The sequence below is a fragment of the Marinifilum sp. D737 genome (assembly GCF_026672275.1).
GTDB lineage: Bacteria > Bacteroidota > Bacteroidia > Bacteroidales > Marinifilaceae > Marinifilum.
Map to the genome: position 1 here is coordinate 128407 of NZ_JANQCD010000001.1, position 23124 is coordinate 151530.

At 36.1% G+C, this 23124-nt stretch carries 22 protein-coding genes and 2 tRNA genes; 12 read left to right on the plus strand and 12 right to left on the minus strand.

Features of this window, described 5'->3' with window-relative positions:
- Nucleotides 1-7: 7 nt before the first annotated feature.
- From NQ163_RS00580 to NQ163_RS00595, 4 genes are all read right to left on the minus strand, one after another.
- A complete protein-coding gene (locus tag NQ163_RS00580; RefSeq protein WP_120238477.1) occupies nucleotides 8-208 on the minus strand; it encodes a cbb3-type cytochrome oxidase subunit 3 in 201 nt (66 codons plus the stop codon).
- A 100-nt stretch (nucleotides 209-308) separates the two neighbouring features.
- Nucleotides 309-2453 carry a cytochrome-c oxidase, cbb3-type subunit I gene (gene ccoN / locus NQ163_RS00585; RefSeq protein WP_268188386.1) on the minus strand — a complete coding sequence of 715 codons (2145 nt, stop codon included), beginning with the start codon at nucleotides 2451-2453 and terminating at the stop codon, nucleotides 309-311.
- A gap of 4 nt (nucleotides 2454-2457) precedes the next feature.
- Entirely contained in the window at nucleotides 2458-2658 is a 201-nt protein-coding gene (ccoS, locus tag NQ163_RS00590) for a cbb3-type cytochrome oxidase assembly protein CcoS (protein ID WP_054717010.1), read from the minus strand.
- 47 nt (nucleotides 2659-2705) lie between these two features.
- Nucleotides 2706-5171: a heavy metal translocating P-type ATPase gene (locus NQ163_RS00595; RefSeq protein ID WP_268188387.1), complete on the minus strand. Its 2466-nt coding sequence runs from the start codon at nucleotides 5169-5171 to the stop codon at nucleotides 2706-2708.
- Between the two features lie 37 nt (nucleotides 5172-5208).
- Here NQ163_RS00595 and NQ163_RS00600 point away from each other — a divergent pair, with 37 nt between their 5' ends.
- A complete protein-coding gene (locus NQ163_RS00600) occupies nucleotides 5209-5346 on the plus strand; it encodes a hypothetical protein (RefSeq protein WP_268188388.1) in 138 nt (45 codons plus the stop codon).
- On the opposite strand, the gene NQ163_RS00605 is transcribed toward NQ163_RS00600, so the two are convergent.
- From NQ163_RS00605 to NQ163_RS00615, 3 genes are read right to left on the minus strand one after another with little or no spacing between them, the layout of a single operon-like run.
- Nucleotides 5343-6263 (minus strand): c-type cytochrome, encoded by a 921-nt coding sequence (locus tag NQ163_RS00605; RefSeq protein ID WP_268188390.1) that lies wholly within the window; start codon nucleotides 6261-6263, stop codon nucleotides 5343-5345. The genes NQ163_RS00600 and NQ163_RS00605 overlap by 4 nt on opposite strands.
- Before the next feature lie 12 nt (nucleotides 6264-6275).
- The gene (nrfD, locus tag NQ163_RS00610) at nucleotides 6276-7616 is read right to left on the minus strand and encodes an NrfD/PsrC family molybdoenzyme membrane anchor subunit (RefSeq protein WP_120238481.1); all 1341 of its coding nucleotides are present in this window, start codon (nucleotides 7614-7616) and stop codon (nucleotides 6276-6278) included.
- A 48-nt stretch (nucleotides 7617-7664) separates the two neighbouring features.
- Nucleotides 7665-8600, minus strand: a complete 936-nt coding sequence (locus NQ163_RS00615; RefSeq protein ID WP_268188391.1) for a 4Fe-4S dicluster domain-containing protein — start codon at nucleotides 8598-8600, stop codon at nucleotides 7665-7667.
- Nucleotides 8601-9244: 644 nt separating this feature from the next.
- On the opposite strand from NQ163_RS00615, the gene NQ163_RS00620 reads away from it, so the two are divergent.
- The 6 genes from NQ163_RS00620 (at nucleotide 9245) to NQ163_RS00645 (ending at nucleotide 16418) form a co-directional block, all read left to right on the plus strand.
- On the plus strand, nucleotides 9245-9472 hold the full coding sequence (locus NQ163_RS00620) for a DUF4492 domain-containing protein (RefSeq protein WP_268188392.1): 228 nt from the start codon (nucleotides 9245-9247) through the stop codon (nucleotides 9470-9472).
- 4 nt (nucleotides 9473-9476) lie between these two features.
- Nucleotides 9477-11030: a cytochrome ubiquinol oxidase subunit I gene (locus NQ163_RS00625; RefSeq protein WP_268188393.1), complete on the plus strand. Its 1554-nt coding sequence runs from the start codon at nucleotides 9477-9479 to the stop codon at nucleotides 11028-11030.
- Nucleotides 11031-11032: 2 nt separating this feature from the next.
- Nucleotides 11033-12166 carry a cytochrome d ubiquinol oxidase subunit II gene (gene cydB / locus NQ163_RS00630; protein ID WP_268188394.1) on the plus strand — a complete coding sequence of 378 codons (1134 nt, stop codon included), beginning with the start codon at nucleotides 11033-11035 and terminating at the stop codon, nucleotides 12164-12166.
- 223 nt (nucleotides 12167-12389) lie between these two features.
- A complete protein-coding gene (locus NQ163_RS00635) occupies nucleotides 12390-13484 on the plus strand; it encodes a chorismate mutase (RefSeq protein ID WP_268188395.1) in 1095 nt (364 codons plus the stop codon).
- A 141-nt stretch (nucleotides 13485-13625) separates the two neighbouring features.
- Complete coding sequence (locus NQ163_RS00640; RefSeq protein WP_268188396.1) at nucleotides 13626-15563, plus strand: DUF3857 and transglutaminase domain-containing protein; 1938 nt, start codon at nucleotides 13626-13628, stop codon at nucleotides 15561-15563.
- Nucleotides 15564-15572: 9 nt separating this feature from the next.
- Entirely contained in the window at nucleotides 15573-16418 is an 846-nt protein-coding gene (locus tag NQ163_RS00645) for a CPBP family intramembrane glutamic endopeptidase (RefSeq protein ID WP_268188397.1), read from the plus strand.
- A gap of 66 nt (nucleotides 16419-16484) precedes the next feature.
- Here the strand turns inward: NQ163_RS00645 and NQ163_RS00650 are convergent, their stop codons facing one another.
- Nucleotides 16485-17228 (minus strand): CDP-alcohol phosphatidyltransferase family protein, encoded by a 744-nt coding sequence (locus tag NQ163_RS00650; RefSeq protein ID WP_268188398.1) that lies wholly within the window; start codon nucleotides 17226-17228, stop codon nucleotides 16485-16487.
- Nucleotides 17229-17351: 123 nt separating this feature from the next.
- Between NQ163_RS00650 and NQ163_RS00655 the strand changes: the two genes are divergently transcribed.
- Nucleotides 17352-18416: a PorV/PorQ family protein gene (locus NQ163_RS00655; protein WP_268188399.1), complete on the plus strand. Its 1065-nt coding sequence runs from the start codon at nucleotides 17352-17354 to the stop codon at nucleotides 18414-18416.
- Here the strand turns inward: NQ163_RS00655 and NQ163_RS00660 are convergent.
- Both NQ163_RS00660 and NQ163_RS00665 read right to left on the minus strand, forming a co-directional pair.
- Complete coding sequence (locus NQ163_RS00660; protein ID WP_268188401.1) at nucleotides 18413-18952, minus strand: hypothetical protein; 540 nt, start codon at nucleotides 18950-18952, stop codon at nucleotides 18413-18415. The two genes, NQ163_RS00655 and NQ163_RS00660, sit on opposite strands and share 4 nt — an antisense overlap.
- 5 nt (nucleotides 18953-18957) lie before the next feature.
- Nucleotides 18958-19341 carry a hypothetical protein gene (locus tag NQ163_RS00665; RefSeq protein WP_268188403.1) on the minus strand — a complete coding sequence of 128 codons (384 nt, stop codon included), beginning with the start codon at nucleotides 19339-19341 and terminating at the stop codon, nucleotides 18958-18960.
- Between the two features lie 143 nt (nucleotides 19342-19484).
- Between NQ163_RS00665 and mscL the strand changes: the two genes are divergently transcribed.
- On the plus strand, nucleotides 19485-19913 hold the full coding sequence (gene mscL, locus NQ163_RS00670; RefSeq protein ID WP_268188404.1) for a large-conductance mechanosensitive channel protein MscL: 429 nt from the start codon (nucleotides 19485-19487) through the stop codon (nucleotides 19911-19913).
- A 45-nt stretch (nucleotides 19914-19958) separates the two neighbouring features.
- Here mscL and NQ163_RS00675 read toward each other — a convergent pair.
- Together NQ163_RS00675 and NQ163_RS00680 are read right to left on the minus strand one after the other, a co-directional pair.
- Nucleotides 19959-20034, minus strand: a tRNA-His gene (locus NQ163_RS00675).
- 22 nt (nucleotides 20035-20056) lie between these two features.
- Nucleotides 20057-20132 (minus strand) — tRNA-His (locus NQ163_RS00680).
- Between the two features lie 121 nt (nucleotides 20133-20253).
- Here NQ163_RS00680 and NQ163_RS00685 point away from each other — a divergent pair.
- The 3 genes from NQ163_RS00685 to NQ163_RS00695 all read left to right on the plus strand — a co-directional run bounded on the left by NQ163_RS00685 (nucleotide 20254) and on the right by NQ163_RS00695 (nucleotide 23066).
- Entirely contained in the window at nucleotides 20254-20928 is a 675-nt protein-coding gene (locus NQ163_RS00685; protein WP_268188406.1) for a DNA alkylation repair protein, read from the plus strand.
- 127 nt (nucleotides 20929-21055) lie between these two features.
- The gene (locus NQ163_RS00690; RefSeq protein ID WP_120238493.1) at nucleotides 21056-21817 is read left to right on the plus strand and encodes a Bax inhibitor-1/YccA family protein; all 762 of its coding nucleotides are present in this window, start codon (nucleotides 21056-21058) and stop codon (nucleotides 21815-21817) included.
- A 34-nt stretch (nucleotides 21818-21851) separates the two neighbouring features.
- Complete coding sequence (locus NQ163_RS00695; protein ID WP_268188407.1) at nucleotides 21852-23066, plus strand: GNAT family N-acetyltransferase; 1215 nt, start codon at nucleotides 21852-21854, stop codon at nucleotides 23064-23066.
- The last annotated feature ends 58 nt before the right edge of the window (nucleotides 23067-23124 follow it).

A 23124-nucleotide genomic window follows, 5' to 3' on the forward strand; every position in this document is an offset into this window, starting at 1 on the left:
TTTAGGGTCAATTATTATTTATCTCAGAAGAATCCATATCATCTTCATCAAGAGCATAGCTTTCCATTTGAACGAAATAGGCCTTGTTACTTTTCTTAAAAGCCCACCAAACCATTCCTGCAAAAAACAGGAAGAAAATCAGTAATGAGATACTTGGAAAGAACCCCACATCTGATATGCCTTGTAAGTAATGACTAACTAATTTCATATTTTTATTTTTTAGTATTGAGTGTCAAGTAATGAGTACAGAGTACTTTAGTTAAACTTTTTATCTCTGTGACTCATTTACTCATTCACTAATTCCTCATTTACTCCTTAACTGATATATCTCTACCCAAACGCTGCAGGTATGCAATCAAAGCAATAATCTCTTTGTCGCTTGTAACATCAATTCCATTTGCATTCAAATCAGCAGCAATCTCTTCGGCTTGTTTTTTCAAATCATCGTTTGCCACCTGATCGTAATTAGCAGGATATGGAGCTTCATCGTAAGGAACTCCAAGTGTGGTCATTGCTCTGATCTTCGCTGGAGTTGATGAGATATCCAATTCATCTTTAATCAACCATGGATATTTAGGCATGATTGATTGCGCATTCATCTTCTGAGGATCCAACATGTGGTTGTAATGCCATACATTGGTCTTGTACATTTTACCACCAGGAACACCGGTGCGAGCCAAATCCGGACCAGTACGTTTCGATCCCCAAAGGTGTGGGTGATCATATACAAATTCACCAGCTTTAGAATATTCACCATAACGTTCCGTTTCAGATCTGAATGGACGAACCATTTGCGAGTGACATGTGTTACATCCTTCACGGATATAAATATCACGACCTTGAAGCTCAAGTGGCGTATATGGTTTCACACTTTCAATGGTTGGTACATTTGATTTGATCAAGTAAGTTGGAATGATCTCGAAAGCACCACCAATTAAAATAGCCACAGTAGAAAGTACCATGAACTGAACTGGTTTTCTCTCTAACCAACGGTGTAAGCCTTCACCTTTTTCACGCTTCTTAGGAGAGTGTAATGCAGGAGCAGAAGCTTCTTCATTATCTGCACATTTACCTGAAGCAGCTGTCTTTAAGAGGTTGTAAACCATCAAGAACAAACTTGCAAAGTATAATAATCCACCAAGAACACGTACGTGATACATTGGAAGAATCTGGGTAATGGTTTCAAGGAAGTTAGGGTAAGCCAATAATCCGTCAGGAGTAAATTCTTTCCACATTAAAGTTTGAACTACAGCTCCCCAGTACAATGGCAATGCATAGAAAATCATACCTAATGTTCCCATCCAGAAGTGAGCATTCGCCAATTTTTCCGAATACAACTTGGTCTTCCACATTTTTGGGAATAGGTAGTAAAGCATACCAAAAGTTAAGAATCCATTCCAACCCATTGCTCCAATGTGAACGTGAGCAATTGTCCAGTCGGTATAGTGTGTTAATGAGTTCACCCATTTTAATGACATCATTGGACCTTCGAAAGTTGACATACCGTAAGCGGTTACGGCAACCACCATAAATTTCAATGTTGCGCTATCGCGAACTTTATCCCAAGCACCACGAAGCGTAAGCAATCCGTTGAACATACCTCCCCAAGATGGAGCAATCAACATGATTGAGAATACAACTCCTAATGATTGAGCCCAATCAGGAAGCGCGGTGTATAACAAGTGGTGAGGACCAGCCCAGATATAAAGGAATACCAATGCCCAGAAGTGAATAATCGATAATCGGTATGAGTATACCGGACGATTCGCCGCCTTAGGCAAGAAGTAGTACATCAATCCCAAATAAGGAGTGGTTAGGAAGAATGCCACGGCATTATGTCCGTACCACCATTGTACCAAAGCATCCTGAACACCTGCATAAACCGGGTATGACTGAATCCAGCTATAAGGAAGCTCGATTGAGTTACCAATGTGAAGTACTGCAACAGTTACAAAGGTTGCGATATAGAACCAAATGGAAACATATAGGTGATCGGCTCTACGTCTTAGAATTGTACCAAACATGTTCCATCCAAATACCACCCAAATAATGGTAATTGCGATGTCGATTGGCCATTCCAATTCTGCATACTCTTTACTGGTAGTGATACCAAGTACGAAAGTAATGGCTGCAGAAACAATAATTGCCTGCCATCCCCAAAAGTGAACCCAGCTTAGTTTATCGCTAAACATCCTGGCTTTTAGCAATCGCTGCAGCGAATAGTATACTGCGGCAAAAATACCATTCCCAACAAATGCGAAAATTACCGCATTGGTGTGGATTGGACGAATACGTCCGAAAGTGGTGTATTCCAAATTAAAGTTAAAAACAGGGAAAGCAAGCTGCAAGGCTGCCAATAACCCTACCAACATTCCGACTACACCCCAAAGAATGGTTGCGTAGGCAAAATATTTAACGATTTTGTTATCGTAAGAAAAATGTTGTGTTTCCATTAAATTAAGATTTATGGTTCTTCTTTGCTGTATTTTCTAGATCTAATAATTCTTCGGCCTTCTTCTCTTTATCTTCGAATAAAATTCTTACCGAAGGAGAGTAGGAGTCATCGTATTGCCCTTTTTTAACGGCCCATAGAAATCCAATTAGGAATCCTCCTGCCACTAGCATACTCACACCGATTAAAACGAACAATACACTCATATTTTATAACTGTTAGCTATTAGCTTAAGGCTTCTAGCTGGTTTATACTAATTCAATTGAACAGAATTGGAGGTTTGATAGGTTTCCAATTTATTCTTCTTATTATATTTTTTACTTTCTTCTTTGTTTTTTGCAATCAAATTGGTTGTGATGGTTGTAAAAGCCACAATCGAAACGGAACTAATCGGCATTAACAGTGCTGCAACAATAGGAGATAATATCCCTTGTATGGCAAAATAAAGGCCAACAAAGTTATACATAAACGAAAGCAAGAAGCTTAATTTTACAATCCAAATGCTCTTCTTTGTAATTGATAAGAACCGAGTCAGTTCAGAGAATTTTGAGGATTCCAAAATCGCATCGCATGCAGGTGAAAAATGGTAAACATCATCTGCAATTGAAATTCCCACATCGCTCGACTTTAAAGCTCCTGCATCGTTTAATCCATCTCCAATCATCAATACTTTTTTACCTTCTTGCTTCAGTTGGTTGATATATTCCAACTTATCATTTGGCGATTGATCGTATCGAAGGTTAGATGAGGCTGGGAAAATTTTCTCCAGGTTTTCTCTTTCTGCATCATTATCACCGGTAAGAACATGCAAATCGTATTTCGATGATAAATTTTTAATCAAATCTGATAAACCAGATCTGTATTGATTGCTTAAAGAAAAGTGACCCTTCACATTTCCATTAACCGAATAATAAACTTCTGTAGTTAAAGATTTGCTTTCTGAAATTCCTTCTGAAATGAATTTTGCTGAACCCAGTTTGATTTCGTGACCATTAACAATCCCTGATATTCCCATAGATGGAAGCTCATGATAATCTTTTACATTCTCTGGACTGATATCTCTTAGGTGATCGTAAATTGATGAACTTAAGATATGAGTTGAATGTCTGGTTAAAGACTTTACGGCTACATAATCTTCAGGACCCAATTTTTCACCTTCAAAGGAAATTTTGACTTCATCAGCCTGGGTAATGGTTCCGGTTTTATCGAAAACAATACTGGTAATGGAGTTTAATTTCTCAACAACATGAGAACCTTTCAAATAAATTCCCAATCGGCCCATTAATCGCATGGTATTGCCCAATGCAAAAGGAGCAGATAATGCCAATGCACAAGGACAGGCCACTATTAATACTGATGTAAAGGCGAAAATGGCTTTGCTGGTATCATTAAATAACCAGTAAACGCCACTTAATACCGCTATGGCAATAATAATTAGCGTAAAATGTTTGCTAATTCTGTCAATTAAGGAATTTAGCTTTGAAGCTTCACCATTTTCTTCATCAAATTGATTCCAAAGCTGGGTCAATCGGCTTTGAACTACATCTTTTTCGATGGTTAGTTCAATGGCGCTACCCATTTGCTTACCACCAGCAAAAATTTGATCTCCAGCATCCTTAAAAACAGGTTTCGATTCACCAGTTACAAAGCTGTAATCAATCTGAGCATCTCCTTTGGTCAGAATACTATCTGCAGGAATCAGTTCCTGATTTCTGATTAGAATGATATCGCCACTTTTCAATTTTTCAATCGGCGTACTTACTTCCTGTCCATTTTCCATTTTACTAACTGCCACTGGAAAATAGGAGCGATAATCTCTCTCGAAAGACAAAGCCTGGTAAGTTCGGTTTTGATACCATTTGCCAATGAGAAGGAAAAAGATCAATCCTGTAAGAGAGTCCATATATCCGGCACCAGTTCCAGAGAATATTTCATAAGAACTTTGAATGAATAAAGTCAGAATTCCCAGTGAAATAGGAACATCAATATTTACAAAACGATGTTTGATTGCTTTGTAAGCTGAAATCATGTAATCATTACCGCTATAAAGAAATACCGGAAGAACCAGGAAGAAATTCATCATTCCAAAGAAGTTCTTGAAATGAGTTTCCAAATATTCACTTCCAGGAACATATTCAGGTAAACTTAAAAGCATGATATTTCCAAAACAAAAGCCTGCAATACCTATTTTGTAAAGCAATTTTTTGTTGGCATCCTTGTTCTGCTTTTGCTGAAGCTTGTCCAACGTAATTTCAGGTATATAGTGAATGGAAGAAAGTAATTCTGCCAACTGGCGAATGCTAACCTGGTCAGAATCGAAGGTTAAGCTTACCTCTTTCTTCACAAAATTGACCATCGATTTTAATACTCCTTGATTCAGAATATTTAAATTTTCGAGTAACCAAATACAAGAGCTACAATGAATAGCTGGAACGTACAATGTAAGTTTACGGATATTTCCTTCAGAGAAATCATACAATTGATTGGCAATTTCTTCTTCATCAAGAAATGCAAACTTCTCTTTAAATTTTCCACTCTCAATTTTAATTCCTGGATTGGACTCAAAATCGTAGTACGAACAAAGCTCATTCTCATGCAAAAGCTGGTATACAGTGGAACAACCGTTGCAACAAAATGGCTTGTCATTCCACATTACCGGATACTTGCCACAGTCATCGCCACAGTGCACACAAATTTGATTTTTTGTTTCTTGCTGCATATTTACCATCTTGCAGAGCGTAATTTAAATTCTGACTATGAGAACAGATTCAAGTTTAATTTATATTGTTGTTGCGATAACCGCTCTTCACTTTCTAGTTGGTATTGGATATCTTCTTTACAAGCTGGGAAGACCTTCAAAATCCCAAAAGGAAGAAAGTGAAGAAACTGATTAATCTTTGCTTTTTGCCAATTTTGGTAGTTTAATCATTTGGAACAATACCAGGAAGATTACACTCCAGATTGCTAAAACACCACCAACAAAAGTCACAATAATCCAAATTGGAGCATTTGCTCTTGTTCCCCACATTGCTCTTTCATCAAGTGGATTTACAGGATCGGTAGGAACACCAAGAGTAACTACTCTTGCTTCTTCCAACTTTCCATAGAAAGCATCATCGGTTACTTTCACAATCATGTTCACTTGTCCTTCTCTGTCTCCAGGAAGATCTGCAGGAAACTGAACCGCAACATCACCTTTTTCGTTGGTGTAAGGATCTTCACCAGATACATCAAGATATCCGAAGCTTCTCTTTACCAGGAAACTCATTTCGATGCCTTGTAGACCTACACGTTTTCCTTTTTTGGTAATACCACTTAATTTAGCCAATAATGTTTTATCAGCTTCATTAACGTTTAATTCAAGTTTAACATCAGTAACCTCTGGATTTTTAACCTCTGCTACTTGTTGTTTAACCTTTTTGTTTTTGTCGAAGGATCTTAAAAAAGCAATTACCATCCACTTGTCTTCATCACTAATGGTTTTCTCGAAAGTAGGCATTGCACCTTGTCCCTTATTTACCTTGTAGTAAATTTCCCCATCGGATTGTACCAGGAAATTTTGTGCACCCAAATCGGTTGGAGCAACAGGAGCTAAAGGTAGCATATTAGCCATTGTTGGATCACCATGACAAGATTTACAGTGAAGGTTGTATATTTTTTTACCTGTACTTACATTCTTTGATGTTGCTTCGTACGGATTTTGTTTCTTTTTAGCAGAGTTTGGAACAGTCCAGCCCTGCGCATTTGCCAATGAGCCTGAGAAGATAAAAATCAGGAACAAAGCAGCTATATTTTTAATTGTATTCTTCATGATTCTTTTCGTTTAGGCATCAATTTTAACTTCAATTCCTTTGCTCTCTGCTGTTTCTACAATTGGAACAACAGGGAAAATTTTAGAAAGTACAGTGATAATCAAAAGTACCAATGCAAAACTTAGAACAGTAACCGAAATTTCGATTGCAGAAGGATAGTAATGCACAAAGTTTTCAGGAACATTCTGGATTGGAAGATGAGGATGAAGCATTGTAGGGATTACAATTACATAACGTTTAAACCATGCACCAGCCAAAACAAATAATGAAATGATCATGATTGGTAAAGGCTTTCTGAATTTCTTGTTCACCAATAGAATAATAGGAATAATATTTCCTAACAATTGTGATGCCCAGAACATGATAGCCCAGTTTCCATAGAATAATTCCTTCAAGTGAATGTCATCACCAGTTTTCATTTTATAACCAGGAACCAAAAATTCATTCAGGTTGAAATAAAGGTACACCAAACAAACAGCTACCAAAAGCTTACCCATTTTATCGAACTGTAAATCGGTAATGTAATCTTGTAGCTTGTAGTTTACCCTGAAAAAATACATGGCAATAATCAATGCAGCGGAACCTGCAACAAATGCACCAGCCACGAAATAAGGGCCAAAGATTGTTGTATCCCAACCATTGCGCAGAGTTGCTGCAAACAACCATGATGTAACGGTGTGGATTGCAAGACCAATTGGAACAATAAGAACCATTAATGTTCTAATCATTTTGTGAAGGTGCTTGTGTTGTTCTGGCGTATTAATATAGCCTAAAGAAAGAATATTGTATAACTTCTTCATGATTGGGGAAGCCTTCGTAAGCTCTTTTTTACAGATTGCCAAATCAGGAATCATTGGTAAAATCAGCAATAGGGCACTCACCGTAAGGTAAGTAGTAATTACAGTTACATCCCAAAGAATTGGCGACTGAAAACGACCATGAATCATTACATTTAATACTCTGTCTGGTCGACCCATATCCAACACAATTACCAAACCTGCAACTGCTACAAAGGCGACAGCTATAATTTCGGCAATTCTGGAAATAGGTGTTATCCAGTCGATACGCAGTAATCCTAAAATTGAGGAAATTAACATTCCTACCAAACTTACGGCCACAAAGAATACGAAGTTGGCAATGTATAATCCCCATGAAACGTAATCGCGCATACCGGTTACACCTAATCCATCTTTTAACTGGATGTAATAGGCCCAACCGCAAACACTAATTACTGTGATCAGAAATACAATCCAAAGTTCAAGACCTTTATGGTTTTGCATTGGATGTAGAATGTCTTTTTTTATTTTTTCAAACGAAAGATTAGTTTCTTTCTGTTTAGGTAAGTCATTCATAAGATTTAGTTATTTAGGGCAAATAATTATCTATTGTTTATTGATATTCTAGTGAAGATTTTCCTCGTTTAACAAATCGCCATTAAACTCAAAAGCTCTGTTTTTAGGAGGTAGATAGTAAACTCTTGGCTTGGTACCCAATTCTTCCATCAAGGTATAACCAGCATTTTCCTCTATTAATTTCGAGAAACGAACTGTTTCGCCAGTAGTACCGTTGGTTACAGCATCTTCATTTCTATCTCCGAAGTAGTATACACCATTAGGACATGCAGATACACACGACGGAAGTTTATCTTCACGCAATCTATCAGCACTAAACAGACACTTACTTACAGTACCTTTTTTCTGTGGAACGTTTGCCTCAATATTATAGGTGAGATCCTTGTACTTTTCTGCATCTTTTGGTTCGGTCCATTGGAATATACGTGCAGAATACGGACAAGCTGCAATACAGAATCGACAACCAATACATCTTTCATTGTCAATTAAAACAATACCATCCTGACGTTTGAAAGTTGCATCAACCGGGCAAACTTTTGTACAAGGAGGATTATCGCAATGCTGACAAGGTTTTGGCATGAAGTAAGGAGCTGTATGTTCAGCATCTTGCATTTGAAGTACATTGATATGGTGCTGATCAGCTCTTAGTTGGTGGTGATTTTGACAAGCCGACATACATTTTCTTGCATTTCGACATTTACTCAAATCAATTACCATCACAAATGATTTTCCTGGAATACCTTCACGTCCTCTTTTTTGAAGTTCATCAAGAGGTTCATTAACTGTAGGTCGCAATTGGTTTTTGTCTACTTGTACAAGTTGTCCGTCTTGTGTAAGCAAATTCACCATTTCTGCTGGTTTTTTAGTTGCTGCTTTAGCTGCTCCAATTAGAGAAAAGCTACTAACAACACCTGCAGCACCAACTGAAATACCAAAACTTTTCAGGAATTTTCTTCTGCTGTTGTTCGATGTTTCTTCTTTCATTATGATTTAAGGTTAGTTTTCAAATAAAATATCAATTATACCTTCTAATTAGGCGGAACAATTGAGTAGAATGGCAACTCTTTAAAATCATTCTAAATAAGAATGGGCAACTCTTGATTTTGCTGACCTTAAAGGCTTTTTGTTTAATCTTTTTATGTTTCACCAACGTTTGCGTTGTATCTCAAATATAAAGAAATATATCGAAATCCTGATCCTGCATTTTAGCTTAATGACTGGAGGAAGTGTTTTTATTATTTTAATTCGATTTTTTAAATATTAATTATAATCCTCTGAAAATTCGATTGTTATTGGCTTTTGTTATTGTTCCGGGAGTTGGCAACTAACATTTAGTGAAATATTGCACTTTATGACTATCCAGATGAAAAAATGGATTTTATCTAGCTCTAAAATCAAGATTTATAGGTAGATGTGAGATATATCACATTTAGACAAATGCCTGTTTATTAAATGTTTATTGATTTTTTAAATGCTGTTATAAAAAGTATCTATGTAGTAATGCTTGAATGCTTAGGAATATAGTATACATTTGAATAGTTTATTGATAAGCAATAAGAGATAAAATCATCTTTTATTTATTGAATGAATTACAAACGTTTAGCAAAGCTCTAAATCAAGAATCACTTATGAAACTACTGGTGACGCTAAAAAAAATAGGGGTGTTTTATTACGAAGGATTTGCCGGGCAAAAATCATGGAGTAGACAAGTATGGTTGATTATCATCTTGAAGTTATTTATTATGTTTTTTGTATTAAAGCTATTCTTTTTTCCAAATTTTCTAAAAACAAAATATACTAATGATAAGGATCGCGGTGATTACGTGATTGAACAATTAACTAATCCTAAAAAATAGTAATATGATTGAAAACTTCGACATGTCATTGGTCGATTGGTCTAGAGCTCAATTTGCTTTAACAGCAATGTATCACTGGATATTTGTGCCATTGACACTGGGTTTGGCTTTCATTATAGCCATAATGGAAACCATCTATGTGAAAACGGGAAATCCGGAATGGAAAAAGATCACAAAGTTTTGGATGACACTATTTGGAATTAACTTTGCAATAGGTGTTGCTACCGGAATTATTCTGGAATTTGAATTTGGTACCAACTGGTCGAATTATTCCTGGTTTGTGGGTGATATTTTTGGAGCTCCTTTGGCGGTAGAAGGTATTATGGCATTTTTCATGGAATCTACCTTTATTGCTGTGATGTTCTTTGGATGGAATAAGGTCAGTAAGAAGTTTCACCTGATATCAACATGGTTGGTTGCAGTAGGATCAAACCTCTCAGCTTTGTGGATTTTGGTTGCCAATGGTTGGATGCAAAATCCGGTAGGAATGAAATTTAATGCGGATACTGCCAGAAATGAAATGGTGAATTTTTGGGATGTTCTTTTCTCTCCAACAGCAGTTAATAAGTTTTTACATACGATCTCATCGGCATATACTTTAGCGGCAATTTTTGTAATTGGTGTAAGTGCATGGTATTTATTGAAGAAGTTGAATGTGCCTTTTGCCAAGAAAAGTATTGTGGTTGCATCTGTATTTGGTTTAATAACCTCATTGTTTACAGTTATGACTGGTGACAATTCAGCACGTGAAATAGTTCGGGATCAGCCTATGAAGTTTGCCGCTATGGAAGGTTTATATGATGGTTCGAAAGGCGCAGGATTGGTAGCTTTTGGTATAATGTCGTCTACTTCGGAAAATGGAAATGACAATATGAAGGACTTTAATTTTAAGTTGGAAATTCCAAACCTACTTTCCTATATGGCTTATATGGACGGCGATGCTTTTGTTCCTGGGGTAAATGATGTGATCAATGGATTTACTGATAATGATGGAGTTGTTCATCCTTCAGTGATTACCAAAATAGAAATGGGACGCAAGGCCATTCATGCCTTGAAAACCTACAAGCAAGCTCAGAAAGATAAGGATGCTAATTTGGCTCAGACTTCTCTTGATGAGTTGAACGAGAATTTTAAATATTTTGGTTACGGATATTTTGATGATCCTTACAATACCGTACCGCCAATCTCGATAACATTCTATAGCTTCCATATTATGGTTGGATTGGGTATGTGGTTTTTACTGCTATTTACATTGGCCTTATTATTTGTTTATAAAGAATCGATTGTGAGTAATAAGTGGTTTTTGCGTGCTGCAATTTGGAGTATTCCATTGGCCTATGTTGCGTCGCAAAGTGGTTGGATTGTTGCAGAAATGGGACGTCAGCCATGGGTGATTCAAGATCTGATGCCTACTCTTACTGCAGTATCAAATATCGATACAACATCTGTTCAGATCACTTTCTTTTTGTTTTTGACTGTTTTTACTGGATTATTAATTGCTGAGATTAAAATCATGTTGAAACAAATAAAACTTGGACCAAATCATGGAGGGCATTAATCATGTTTGAAAATTTATCACATTTAGCATTACAACAATATTGGTGGGTGATAGACTCACTTTTAGGGAGTATTTTGGTTTTCTTAATGTTCGTTCAAGGAGGCCAAACTTTAATATACAGATTGGGAAAATCAGATGAGGAGCGAACCCTTTTAATTAATGCTCTGGGAAGAAAGTGGGAATTTACATTTACTACTCTGGTTACATTTGGGGGAGCAATGTTTGCTTCGTTTCCATTGTTTTATTCAACCTCTTTTGGCGGTGCCTATTGGGTTTGGATGGCTATTCTGTTTTGTTTTATCATTCAGGCAGTAGCCTACGAGTTTCGTTCCAAACCATCAAATGTTTGGGGAGCAAAAACCTTCGAGTTGTTCTTGTTTATTAATGGTTTGTTGGGAACCATTTTAATTGGTACGGCTGTAGGAACTTTCTTTAATGGAGCAGAATTTACCGTTAACGAATTGAATCAATCAAAATGGGCAACTCCATATGGTGGATTAGAGGCAGTTTTAAACCTGCACAATGTAGCTTTGGGATTAACTGTTTTCTTATTGGCGCGTTTGTTGGGAAGCTTGTACTTCATGAATAATATCGAACATGAAGCGATTTTTAATCGATCGAGAAAGCAATTGTTGTATTGTGGAATTCCATTTTTAGTGGTTTTCTTATTTTTTGCAATTCGCTTGTTGGTTATGGATGGTTTTGCTGTCGATGCAGAAACGGGAACCGTAAGTGTTGAGGCATACAAATACTTGCATAACTTTTTGGCAATGCCAGTAGTGCTAATTTTATTCCTTGTTGGTGTTGTATTGGTGTTGTTTGGATTGATTAAATCATATTTAGCAGAAAAATATACCAAAGGAATTTGGTTTACTGGTGGAGGAACAATTCTGGTGGTATTTGCACTTTTCTTGCTGGCAGGGTTTAACCATACTGCTTTTTATCCATCTAATGCTGATTTGCAGTCTTCCTTAACCATTCAGAATGCATCAGCGTCGCATTACACTTTAACGGCAATGAGCTATGTGTCCTTAATGGTTCCTTTTGTAATTGCCTACATTGTATGGGCTTGGAGAGCAATCAACAATAAAAAGTTAGATTTGGAAGAATTGAGAAATGAAGATCATTTGTACTAAAAATAAAGAATCATGTATTTATCATCAATAATATGGCTTTTTACCTGGCCACTCTTAATATATGTAAGCTATAAAGCTGTAAGATATGCTTTAAGAAAGTTAGAATCGAAGCTTGAAGAGTAAGATAATTTGATCGGCAATCATTTAATGATTGCCGATTGTTTTAAATGAATTTTTAGATATCAACTAAAAATGTATTTTTGTGCATCCTAATTTTTAAGATATGAGTGGATTGGATAATATCAAGCCTATACATAATTGGTTCAGTAAGAAGTTGGATACACATCCGATAGTGATTAGTGGACCTTGTAGTGCTGAGTCTGAGGAGCAGTTGGTATCAACTGCAAAGGCTTTAAATGATACAGAACAGGTTCAGATATTTCGAGCTGGAGTTTGGAAACCTAGAACCAGACCAAATTCTTTTGAAGGAAGAGGACTGGATGCCTTACAATGGCTGAATACCGTAAAACAGGAAACTGGCTTGTTAACCATGGTAGAGGTGGCATCGCCTAAGCATGTTGAAATGTGTTTGCGTCACAATGTTGATATTTTGTGGGTTGGTGCACGAACAACATCAAATCCATTCTCGGTTCAGGAATTGGCAAGTGCATTACAAGGGATGAATATGCCCGTAATGGTTAAAAACCCAATTAATCCAGATATCAATCTTTGGATTGGGGCTTTAGAGCGCATACACAAAGCGGGAATCTCAAAACTTGCGGCAATTCATCGAGGTTTTTATCCGTTTGAGAAAACCATTCTACGAAATATTCCAAAATGGGAAATTCCTATTGAATTAAAATCGCGCTTCCATAATTTACCTATTATTTGCGATCCAAGTCATATTGCAGGAAGTAGAAAATACATTCACGAAATGGCCCAGAAGGCAATGGATTTAAATATGGATGGCTTGATGATAGAAAGTCATATTTGTCCTGATGAAGCTTTGAGCGATGCCGATCAGCAACTAACACCTGAAGATTTAAATCAAATGCTGAGAAGTTTGGTTTGTCGATTACATGTAGTGGGCGATGAAGAGATTGATCAGCTTGTGAAATATAGAAGTCAAATTGACTCGGTAGATGCACAGTTGATAGAGTTGCTTGCGCAGCGAATGAATATTGTTGAAGAAATAGGAGAGTACAAAAAGGAGAAGAATATGACAATTCTCCAACTTCAGCGATGGGAAAAGGTTCGTGAGCGTGGAGTTGATCTTGCAAAAAGCCTGGGACTGTCTGAGAAGTTCACCACTCAATTGTTAAGAATGATCCACAAAGAAGCCATTCTTCGACAGAATGAAGTGATGAATAGGAAGTAATTCAATACTTGCAGGAATATTTTAACTGAGCTTTTATTTTTACAGAATCTATATTGTTGTGATTTAACAATTTGTTGTGATTTTGCGTTCATAATATTTATGATTTTGTTTAATTTAAGGTGATTAAAAAATACTCACCTTATGAAAAATCTGGCGAAAGCTTATTTGTTGATAATCTGTCTGTTGATGATGGGTTATTGTTCTCATGCAAAAGGAATAAAGTTTGGGAAATTCTCAAAAGATGAAATCTTACTATCAGAATGCTCTTACGAAACAGATGCAGTTGCTGTTATTTTAAGTAAAACTTGTGTGGTTGATGTAAGTTACAGATCAATAAATTACCGACATCACGTTAGGGTTAAAATTCTTAAGGAAGAGGGGTTAGATAAAGCCAATATAGAACTCCCATATTGGCGAAAAGATGGATTGGAAAAGATCACATCAGTCAAAGGACACACCATAAATTTTGATGAGAATAAAAGCAAAGAGGTCACTGATCTTAATGGGAAGTCTGTTTTCGATGTTGACTTGAATGAAACTTATGGAGCTGTACGTTTTGGGATGCCAAATGTAAAGGTGGGTTCAATAATAGAATATAAATATACGCTGGTTTCCAATTTCTACTCTTACTTGGATACATGGTATTTTCAAGATGATATTCCAAGCTTATACAGTTCTGTTAAGGTAAGTATTCCAGAATCATTTAGATATAATATGGTAAGCTTTGGGCATAGGCTAACAGCGAAATATCCATCGGTAAGTAGCAATGAGTGGATATTAACCAATTTAAGTTCGATAAAAGAAGAGCCATATGTGAATAACCATATGGATTTTGTTGAGCAAATTCGTTTTCAGCTAACGGGGTATTATAAAAATGCCGATGGAATAGCTGGAGGTATTGAATTTGTTACGGTAAAATCGACATGGGATAAGTTGGCCCGAGAATATTTAGAAGCATTCGATTTTTTTGGAAGAAAAGGCTATGCTAAAAAAGTTGTAGAGCAAATTTTAGATGGAGATGAAAACAATTGGGAAAAATTGGAGAAGATATATGACTATGTTCGAACTCAGGTAAAGTGGGATGGAGAATATCGTTTATATCCTAAAAAATCTGCTCCAAAAATCTTAGAAGAAAAGGTAGCTTCAAATTCAGAGATAAATTACCTGTTGGTTTTGCTTTTAAGGGAAGCCGGATTAAAAGCTGAACCTGCTTTAACTCGTACCAATAACTTAGGACTTTTACAAAAGAGCTATCCTTTGATGAGCCAGTTCAATCAGGCTTTAGCTTATGTAGAAATATTTGGAAAGAAGCTGTTTTTAAATGCTACTTCCCCTTATCGGCCATATCAGTTATTGGAAGAGAGTGACTTGAATTACTTTGCTTTGGTGATCGAAAAAAATAAAGCTCGATGGGATAAGGTAGTGGCATATAAAAAATCTCGTCAACAGTTGGTGCTAAACTATGATCTTACAAATATTGATGATCCAAACTGTAATTTTAAAATTATAGAGAGTGGCTATTATGCAGTAAAATCAAGAAAGTACATCAAGAAGTTTGGTTCGGAAGAGTTTCTGAAAACCATGATTGATGAATCGGAAGTAGAATTGAATAAAGATTCAATTCAGGTGCTTAGCCTTGATAAAGTCAATAAACCTTTGGAAATCACATGTAAGTTGCCAATGACAGAAGTGGATTTAGAAAACGATATGATCTATTTTGAACCCATCCCTAATATTTTTAAAGATAATCCATTTCTAAAAGAAGATAGGCAATATCGTATTGATTTTAATTATGATCGATATCAGTCTATTCTTATTAATATAAAGCTTCCCGAAGGGTTTCATGTTGAGGATTGGCCAAAGTCAAAAGTTATTAAACTTTCTGAAGGTTTTGGGAAGTATTTGATAACAACAAAAAAACAAACTGATGGCTTGCAGGTGAGGACTCTTTTCGAGATTAAAAAAGCTTTCTTCAGTAAAGACTATTATAGAGAATTAAGAGAATTATTTACGCATATGCTATCCTCCATAAAGGAGCAGGTAGTAATTCAAAAGAACAATACATTATCGGAAAAATAGATGGAAGAAATGAACACAGAAAAGCAAGAAGCTGTTAAGACCGAAAAAATGGCATATCCAAGCATTAAGCAATCGTGGGGAATAATAGGAATTTTATTGCTGGTTATGATTGGATACAGTATACCTGTTGGGTTAATTCAGTATGTACTGGGAGATGTTTTGCAAGGCCCTATGAGTTTTGTTAATTATGTAGTACCATTAGGCATTATGATTTTTATTGCTATAAGTTTTAAAAAGAAAAATCATAAAAATGAAAGCGCCATTGCATTTAATCCATTCCCTCTGGTTATTCTGCCTATGGTGGTAATTGTAACCTTATGCATGTTGGTAATAAATATTGAAATCACCAGTTGGGTGCCAGCACCTGAGTGGTTAATGGATTTATTTAAGAACATGATGCAGGACAACATTTGGGGATTTGTAACAGTGGCTGTTGCAGCACCTATCCTAGAGGAGTTATTAATGAGAGGAATTGTGCTGGATGGATTACTAAAAAACTATAATCCCTGGAAAGCGATTATTTGGTCGGCAGTATTTTTTGGGATTATGCATTTTAATCCATGGCAATTTGTTGTAGCTTTTTTAATAGGAATTGTAATGGGATATCTATACTGGAAAACAAAATCGCTTCTGCTTTGTATGATCATTCATGCTGTGAATAATGGAACGGCCTTTTTTCTCAGCAAATCTAATCCCGATGCTATTACATGGAAGGAGATGTTAGGATTAGGAACTTTAGAAAGAATAGGATTGTTTTTTGTTGCTATTTTAATCGTATGGTTGGCCTATCGATATTTCGAAAATTATTTTAAGAAGAATGAAGAACCAATAGAGGAATTAAGATACAACAAGTAACCGATAAAAGTATAAAATGAAAAACGCCGCAAATCATCTTTGCGGCGTTTCTATTTATTCTGGTTTTTATTTTTTCTTCGTAAGATTATCAATCATCGAGAATAGGATGTAAATAAAAATTACAAGTGGAATTACAAGCCACTTTACCAATACGGCCAATAAAACTAAGCTCATTAAAAACAAGTATCTGATTTTGTTATCCTGCCAGCTTAGGTTTTTTACTTTTAAGGCAAACATTGGGATTTCTGCCGTTAGCAAAAGCGAAGTAATTACAATGGCTGCAATAATAATTGCAGGATTGCTTAACCATTCAACAATAAAAGGATAATCGCCAAAATACAATACCAAAGGAATCGAAGCCCAAAACATTGCATTTGCGGGTGTAGGCACACCAACAAACGAAGCTGCTTGTCTTTCGTCTACATTAAATTTTGCCAGGCGAAGAGCCGAAAAAATAGGAATAATAAATGCCGATAGAAGAATTGCCATTTGCGAAATGCTCAATTCATCCGGATTAAAATCGACAGATGCATCACCTAAAATTGCAATTTTCAGATAACCAAAGGCAATTAAACCTGGAGTTAAACCAAAGCTTACCATATCTGCCAACGAATCCAATTCCTTACCCATGGCCGAGTAAGCTTTTAGTGCTCGAGCCGCCAAACCATCCATAAAGTCGAATACAGAAGCGACTAAAACCAGAGCTGCTGCCAACTCTAAATGACCTTCAACGGCCAGTAAACTTGCTGTGCAGCCCGAAAATAAATTTAAACAGGTAATGGTGTTTGGGATGTGTTTTACAATGCTCATGCTTTCTGTTTTGTTTGTAGATTCACAAAAATAAGTGAATTTTTCGATTCTACTTATTTACACCCCAATTATGCTACAGATTAAAAAAAGCATATTATTTTTACGATTCTAGAATTGTACAATATGCGAGTATTACTCACACTCTTTTTAATATTAGGATTTTGCAGTTTGTCGATGGCGCAAACTTCAGCTCCTACCTACAGTAATGAATTCCTTTCCATAGGAGTTGGAGCCCGATCTTTTGCCATGGGAAATGCCAGTGTTGCATCTCAATCGAATGTTGAGGCGGCTTACTGGAATCCTGCCTCATTGGTTAAAATTGATAATAAATACGATGTGGCAGCTATGCATGCCGAGTATTTTGGAGGTTTGTCGGCCTATGATTATGCAGGATTGGCAGTGAAGTTGAATAAGGAAAGTACCATTGCTTTCAGTTTTATACGTTTTGGGGTAGATGATATCCCGAACACTTTAGAGCTGATCGATAAGGATGGAAATCTGCGTTACGATCGCATTACAACATTTACCTCTGCCGATTATGCCTTGCTAATTTCATATGCCCGAAAAACGGGAATCAAAGGATTAGATGTTGGGGGAAATGTAAAACTGATTTACCGCCATACTGGCGATTTTGCTTCGGCTTATGGTTTTGGAATCGATTTGGCAGCGACCTACAGCACATCCTCCTGGAAGTTTGGTGCACTTTTGCGCGATGCCACAAGCACTTTCAATTCATGGGTATTTAAAACCGATCAGTTGGAAGAGGTGTTCGCAGTAACAGGCAACGAAATTCCTGAGAATTCAACCGAGCTAACTTTGCCAAAGCTGATTTTGGGTGTGAGCAGGGAGTTTCAATTGTCTGATAAGTTTGCTTTACTGGCCGAGTTCAATACCGATCTTACTTTCGATGGCAAACGAAATGTACTGGTACAGGGCGATCCCATAAGTATCGATCCACACATGGGAATAGAAGCTTCTTTTAAAAAGTTTATTTTCCTGCGTGCAGGAGTAAACAATTTTCAGGAAGAAACAGATTTTGACAACAGCAAAAGCTGGACCTTTCAACCCAACCTTGGTTTGGGAATTAACTACAAAAACTTCCGATTGGATTATGCATTAACCGATGTTGGCGACCAGTCTATCGCTCGATATTCCAATGTGTTTTCTTTGGCTTATTCGTTTGATTAGGGCTTGTTTATTGCTTTGTATTGGGTTATCATTTTTATGCGTTGATGAATGTTCCAAGCTCCGTAAATACTTGTAAGCAGAAATAGAGTTGAAAGATAATCTTTGAGCTTAGCTGTTCTGTTTAATTCTATTGAAACCATTTGTTTGGCAATTGTTTTAAGCCTTAATATTTCCGAAACTAATAAGATTAAAATTAGGAAAGGGAGGCTGGCTAAAAAAGTAATGTTTTCAATGGGAGATACTATTAGGCCTAACCAGAATGTGCACAATAAATAATTTAAAACACTATGGATTTTGAATTTTAGAGCAGATGCTTGTAGCTTATCTGATGATTTTGAGTTTAGTAAAATTAGTGTGTGATAGGAAAGAGTATAAATCATAGTCAGTTGCATCCAAAGAATTAAGAAAAATAAATCTAAGGAGTATTTAGTTCGAAAAGAATCAAGTAAAAAAGGGATGAAAGCTAATAAAAGCCATGGTGCAAAAAGAGTTGCAATTAGTTTGTCTGTTGACTGATTTAATAATTTTGAAAACATAAACTTTAGTGCTTTTCTTTGATTTTTACATTAGTTGGATTTCTGGAAGAATGTTCGATTGATATTTTATCCCCTTTAATTAATTTGCGTCCGATCGTTATTTTATATTCTTGTGGTTGCAATTCAAGGGTTCTAGAGTATGAGCTTCCATCATACCTATACTGAATTTTGATGCGATAAAATGAAATTCTCTGTTGTGATTTGGCATTATCGATAAAGCTCACAAATTCTATATTTTTCACTTCAGCAGAGTTGTTTACTCCAAACATTTTAATTTCTTTTTCTTTATTATTTTGAATTAGAACTAATATTGAAATCGATAGGATTAAAAGTCCTAGAACTTTAAATATTGGATTTTCTTTATCTGATTTGGAATTATATTTTCTCATGGATTAAAAGTGATAATTATTTATGTGTTATCAGACATTTCATTTAAATAACGACATTGTAAAAGTGAATTTGCTTTTAAGCTGAGCAGTAACATTTAGGAAATATTCATAAATTGAAACTGCCATTAAAGATTATATATGAAATGAAGATACTAAAGGAATTCAAAGAATTTGCAATAAAAGGCAATATGTTCGATATGGCCATTGGGATTATTATAGGAGTTGCTTTCAATAAAATTGTGTCATCACTGGTTAACGATGTGCTATTGCCAGCATTTAGTATGGTAGTTGGGAAGGTTAATTTTCAGAATCTTAGCATTGTTTTGCAGGAAAAACAATTGGATGCTAATGGACAAATTATACATGAATTGGTGGAGCTGAAATATGGGAACTTTATTCAGGTTACTTTGGATTTTTTCATTATTGCTTTAGTGATTTTTGCAGTAGTAAAGGTGATTAATAAGCTTAGGCGAAAAGGTGAGGATGTTAAAGATGAAAGCGTTTCTACACCTAAAGATATAGAGTTGCTCACGGAAATAAGAGATCTGTTAAAGCAGAGAAATGAAAAATAAGAAAACAAAAAAAAGCAAGCTCAAACAGAACTTGCTTTTCTCTTAGGGTGAAAGACCGGGGTCGAACCGGCGACCTCTGGAACCACAATCCAGCGCTCTAACCAACTGAGCTACATCCACCATGTAATGTAATAAAAAAAGTAGGGTGAAAGACCGGAATCGAACCGGCGACCTCTGGAACCACAATCCAGCGCTCTAACCAACTGAGCTACATCCACCATTTTCGCGTTAGCGGTGCAAATATAGAGAAATCCTGACATATCATCCAAATAAAAATGAAAAAAATATTTCCAAAGAATTATAAAGTCTACCTTTGTAGGCAGTTAACAAATTAAAAAAAATGGAATTTTTTATCGACGATAAGGAAACGGAAGCAGTTTTTCAGGAAATATTTAAGAAAGTTCAAATTTTACGCAATGGTGAAACCCATTCTGAAATGAAAAAATATGGTTTGAACTATCAGAAATCATTAGGGGCAACAATTGTTAATTTGAGAGAATTGGCAAGTGGGTATTCGAAAGATCATTTGCTGGCACATAAACTTTGGACAAAAGCATTTCGCGAAACAAAAATTCTGGCCAGTTTGTTGGAAGAGCCCGAAAAGGTGAATGAGGATCAAATCAATCGTTGGTTGGATGAAATGGATTCCAATGAGCTGATAGAGCAGGTAAGCATGAATTTGTTCATGAATATGCCAAATGTTTATGAATTGATACCGGAATGGTTGCAATCGGAAAATTACCGAAGGGTATTGTGTGCAGTGATTATTTCTGGTCGTCTGGCCATGAAAAAGGATGAAGTGAAGGTTAAAGAGTTGTTCAAATTTGTAGAAATGATTCCAAGCAATATCGATGAATATTATCTGAGAAATCAATTGAAAAGAAGTTTGGGCAAAATGGTTCGCGTGAACAAAGAGATCGCTGATACCATTTGCGAAAAGGTTAGGGGTTTGCGTGCCAAGGATGAAAATTGGCAGGAAGTATGGGATGATTTGCAGTATGAGCTTGACTTGTAGATTATTTTAAGATTATTTAAGAGCCTTATGGTTTAAAAATCTAGGAAATCAGAATTAAACAGAGTAAATTTGAGGTTCAAAATTATATCATAACTATTGAATTATTGTAGATAAACAACTAGAATATATGGCATTAACAAAGAGTTCTAATCCGGTATTAAGCGAAAGAATATTTCAAACTTCACGAGCAGAAGTTTATGGTGAAACGATGACCATTAACGGAACTGTGAATAAAATTGCAATGTTGCTGTTTTTTGTAGTAGCTGCTGCAAGTTTCACTTGGGGAATGGTTTCTGTAACCAGTACTGGCGAAATCACTTCATCGGTATATCCATGGATGATTGGAGGAGCAATTGGTGGTTTAATTTTGGCATTGATAACTGTATTTAAACCAAAAGCATCACCTTATACAGCACCTTTTTATGCACTGTTCGAAGGTTTGTTTTTAGGAGGGATTTCTGCATTAATGAATGCTGCATATCCCGGTATAGTAATGCAGGCTGTAGGCTTAACATTTGGAGTCTTGTTTGCCATGTTATTTGCTTACAAAACAGGCTTAATTAAAGTAACACAAAAATTTAAGGCAGGAATTGTTGCTGCTACTGGTGGTATCATGCTATTTTATTTGGTAACCTGGATCATGAACATGTTTGGAATCGGAAATGGATTCTATTACGGATCAAGTTTATTGAGCATTGGTATTAGTTTGGTTATTGTTGTGATTGCAGCATTGAATCTGGTATTGGATTTTGATTTTATAGAAAAAGGAGCTCAATCGGGAGCACCAAAATATATGGAGTGGTACGGCGCATTTGGATTAATGGTAACCTTAATTTGGCTGTATGTTGAACTATTGAGATTGTTGGCTAAAATTGCCAATCGCGATTAATTAATTTAAGGTATCCATATTTAAGAAGTTTCTTGTGAATATTATTGAAGTTACAAATCAGAAGCATCGAACCGAGTTTTTGGATCTGGCCGGAAAGCTGTATAAGAACGATTCAAACTATGCTCGCCCGTTAGATGCCGAAATAGAAGGGATTTTTAATCCAGATAATAACTCTTTTTTTTCCCACGGTAAAGCCATTCGTTGGATTCTGCAGGATGAGAATGGAGCTACCATTGGTCGTATTGCTGCCTTCATAAACGAGAAGAAAGCACATACTTATGAACAACCAACAGGTGGGTGTGGATTTTTTGAATGTATCGATGACAAAAAGGCAGCGTTCTTATTGTTCGATACGGCAAAAAGTTGGCTAAGTGATAATGGTATGGAAGCCATGGATGGCCCGGTAAATTTTGGAGAGAACGACAACCACTGGGGATTATTGGTAGATGGATTTATTCCTCAAGGATATGGAATGCCGTATCATCAGAAGTATTACAAAGCGTTTTTTGAAGAATATGGTTTTAAAGTATTCTTCGAACAATACAGCTATCATCTTGATTTAAGTAAGAAATTTCCAGAGCGATTTTGGAAAATAGCCGAGTGGATTGCAAAGAAACCAGGCTTTACTTTCGAGCATTTTAGATACGATAACTCAGAAAAGTACGTACAGGATATCATTTCGGTATACAATGAAGCCTGGAAATTTCATGATAATTTCTCGCCAATAGATCCGGAAGATCTTAGAAAGATTGCAAGAGAAGGAAAAGGAGTAATTGAGGAGGAATTCATTTGGTTTGCTTATCATGAGGGAAAACCAATTGCATTTTTTGTTGCAATGCCTGATATCAATCAGATCCTGATAAAGATGAATGGGAAATTTAACCTTTGGAACAAGTTAAAGTTCTTGTATTATCTGAAAAGAAAAACAATTACTCGTGCTCGTATTACCATTATGGGAGTTGTACCGAAATACCAGAGATTTGGTGTGGAGTCGGCGATCTTCTGGCATATGGACAAGGTGATGAAACGCAAACCTCAATACAATGAAATGGAATTATCATGGGTGGGTGATTTTAATCCAAAAATGGTTTCCATTTATGAATCGGTTGGTGGAGTTAAAATGAAGACTCATTTCACCTATAGATACCTTTTTGACCGAAATAAACCTTTTAATCGAACACCTATTATCCCTCTGGAAAACAGAGGAGATAAAGCAAAGAGGAAAAAAGCGAAGGAAAGTGCAGAATAATTAAATAATTCTTTGCAAAATAAATTACAATATCTACCTTTGCACTCCATTGGAAGAA

Coding starts and splice junctions, on each gene's coding strand:
- NQ163_RS00580 (WP_120238477.1), bottom strand. CDS start 208: ATGAAATTAGTTAGTCATTACTTACAAGGCATATCAGATGTGGGGTTC.
- ccoN (WP_268188386.1), bottom strand. CDS start 2,453: ATGGAAACACAACATTTTTCTTACGATAACAAAATCGTTAAATATTTT.
- ccoS (WP_054717010.1), bottom strand. CDS start 2,658: ATGAGTGTATTGTTCGTTTTAATCGGTGTGAGTATGCTAGTGGCAGGA.
- NQ163_RS00595 (WP_268188387.1), bottom strand. CDS start 5,171: ATGCAGCAAGAAACAAAAAATCAAATTTGTGTGCACTGTGGCGATGAC.
- NQ163_RS00600 (WP_268188388.1), top strand. CDS start 5,209: ATGAGAACAGATTCAAGTTTAATTTATATTGTTGTTGCGATAACCGCT.
- NQ163_RS00605 (WP_268188390.1), bottom strand. CDS start 6,263: ATGAAGAATACAATTAAAAATATAGCTGCTTTGTTCCTGATTTTTATC.
- nrfD (WP_120238481.1), bottom strand. CDS start 7,616: ATGAATGACTTACCTAAACAGAAAGAAACTAATCTTTCGTTTGAAAAA.
- NQ163_RS00615 (WP_268188391.1), bottom strand. CDS start 8,600: ATGAAAGAAGAAACATCGAACAACAGCAGAAGAAAATTCCTGAAAAGT.
- NQ163_RS00620 (WP_268188392.1), top strand. CDS start 9,245: ATGAAACTACTGGTGACGCTAAAAAAAATAGGGGTGTTTTATTACGAA.
- NQ163_RS00625 (WP_268188393.1), top strand. CDS start 9,477: ATGATTGAAAACTTCGACATGTCATTGGTCGATTGGTCTAGAGCTCAA.
- cydB (WP_268188394.1), top strand. CDS start 11,033: ATGTTTGAAAATTTATCACATTTAGCATTACAACAATATTGGTGGGTG.
- NQ163_RS00635 (WP_268188395.1), top strand. CDS start 12,390: ATGAGTGGATTGGATAATATCAAGCCTATACATAATTGGTTCAGTAAG.
- NQ163_RS00640 (WP_268188396.1), top strand. CDS start 13,626: ATGAAAAATCTGGCGAAAGCTTATTTGTTGATAATCTGTCTGTTGATG.
- NQ163_RS00645 (WP_268188397.1), top strand. CDS start 15,573: ATGAACACAGAAAAGCAAGAAGCTGTTAAGACCGAAAAAATGGCATAT.
- NQ163_RS00650 (WP_268188398.1), bottom strand. CDS start 17,228: ATGAGCATTGTAAAACACATCCCAAACACCATTACCTGTTTAAATTTA.
- NQ163_RS00655 (WP_268188399.1), top strand. CDS start 17,352: ATGCGAGTATTACTCACACTCTTTTTAATATTAGGATTTTGCAGTTTG.
- NQ163_RS00660 (WP_268188401.1), bottom strand. CDS start 18,952: ATGTTTTCAAAATTATTAAATCAGTCAACAGACAAACTAATTGCAACT.
- NQ163_RS00665 (WP_268188403.1), bottom strand. CDS start 19,341: ATGAGAAAATATAATTCCAAATCAGATAAAGAAAATCCAATATTTAAA.
- mscL (WP_268188404.1), top strand. CDS start 19,485: ATGAAGATACTAAAGGAATTCAAAGAATTTGCAATAAAAGGCAATATG.
- NQ163_RS00685 (WP_268188406.1), top strand. CDS start 20,254: ATGGAATTTTTTATCGACGATAAGGAAACGGAAGCAGTTTTTCAGGAA.
- NQ163_RS00690 (WP_120238493.1), top strand. CDS start 21,056: ATGGCATTAACAAAGAGTTCTAATCCGGTATTAAGCGAAAGAATATTT.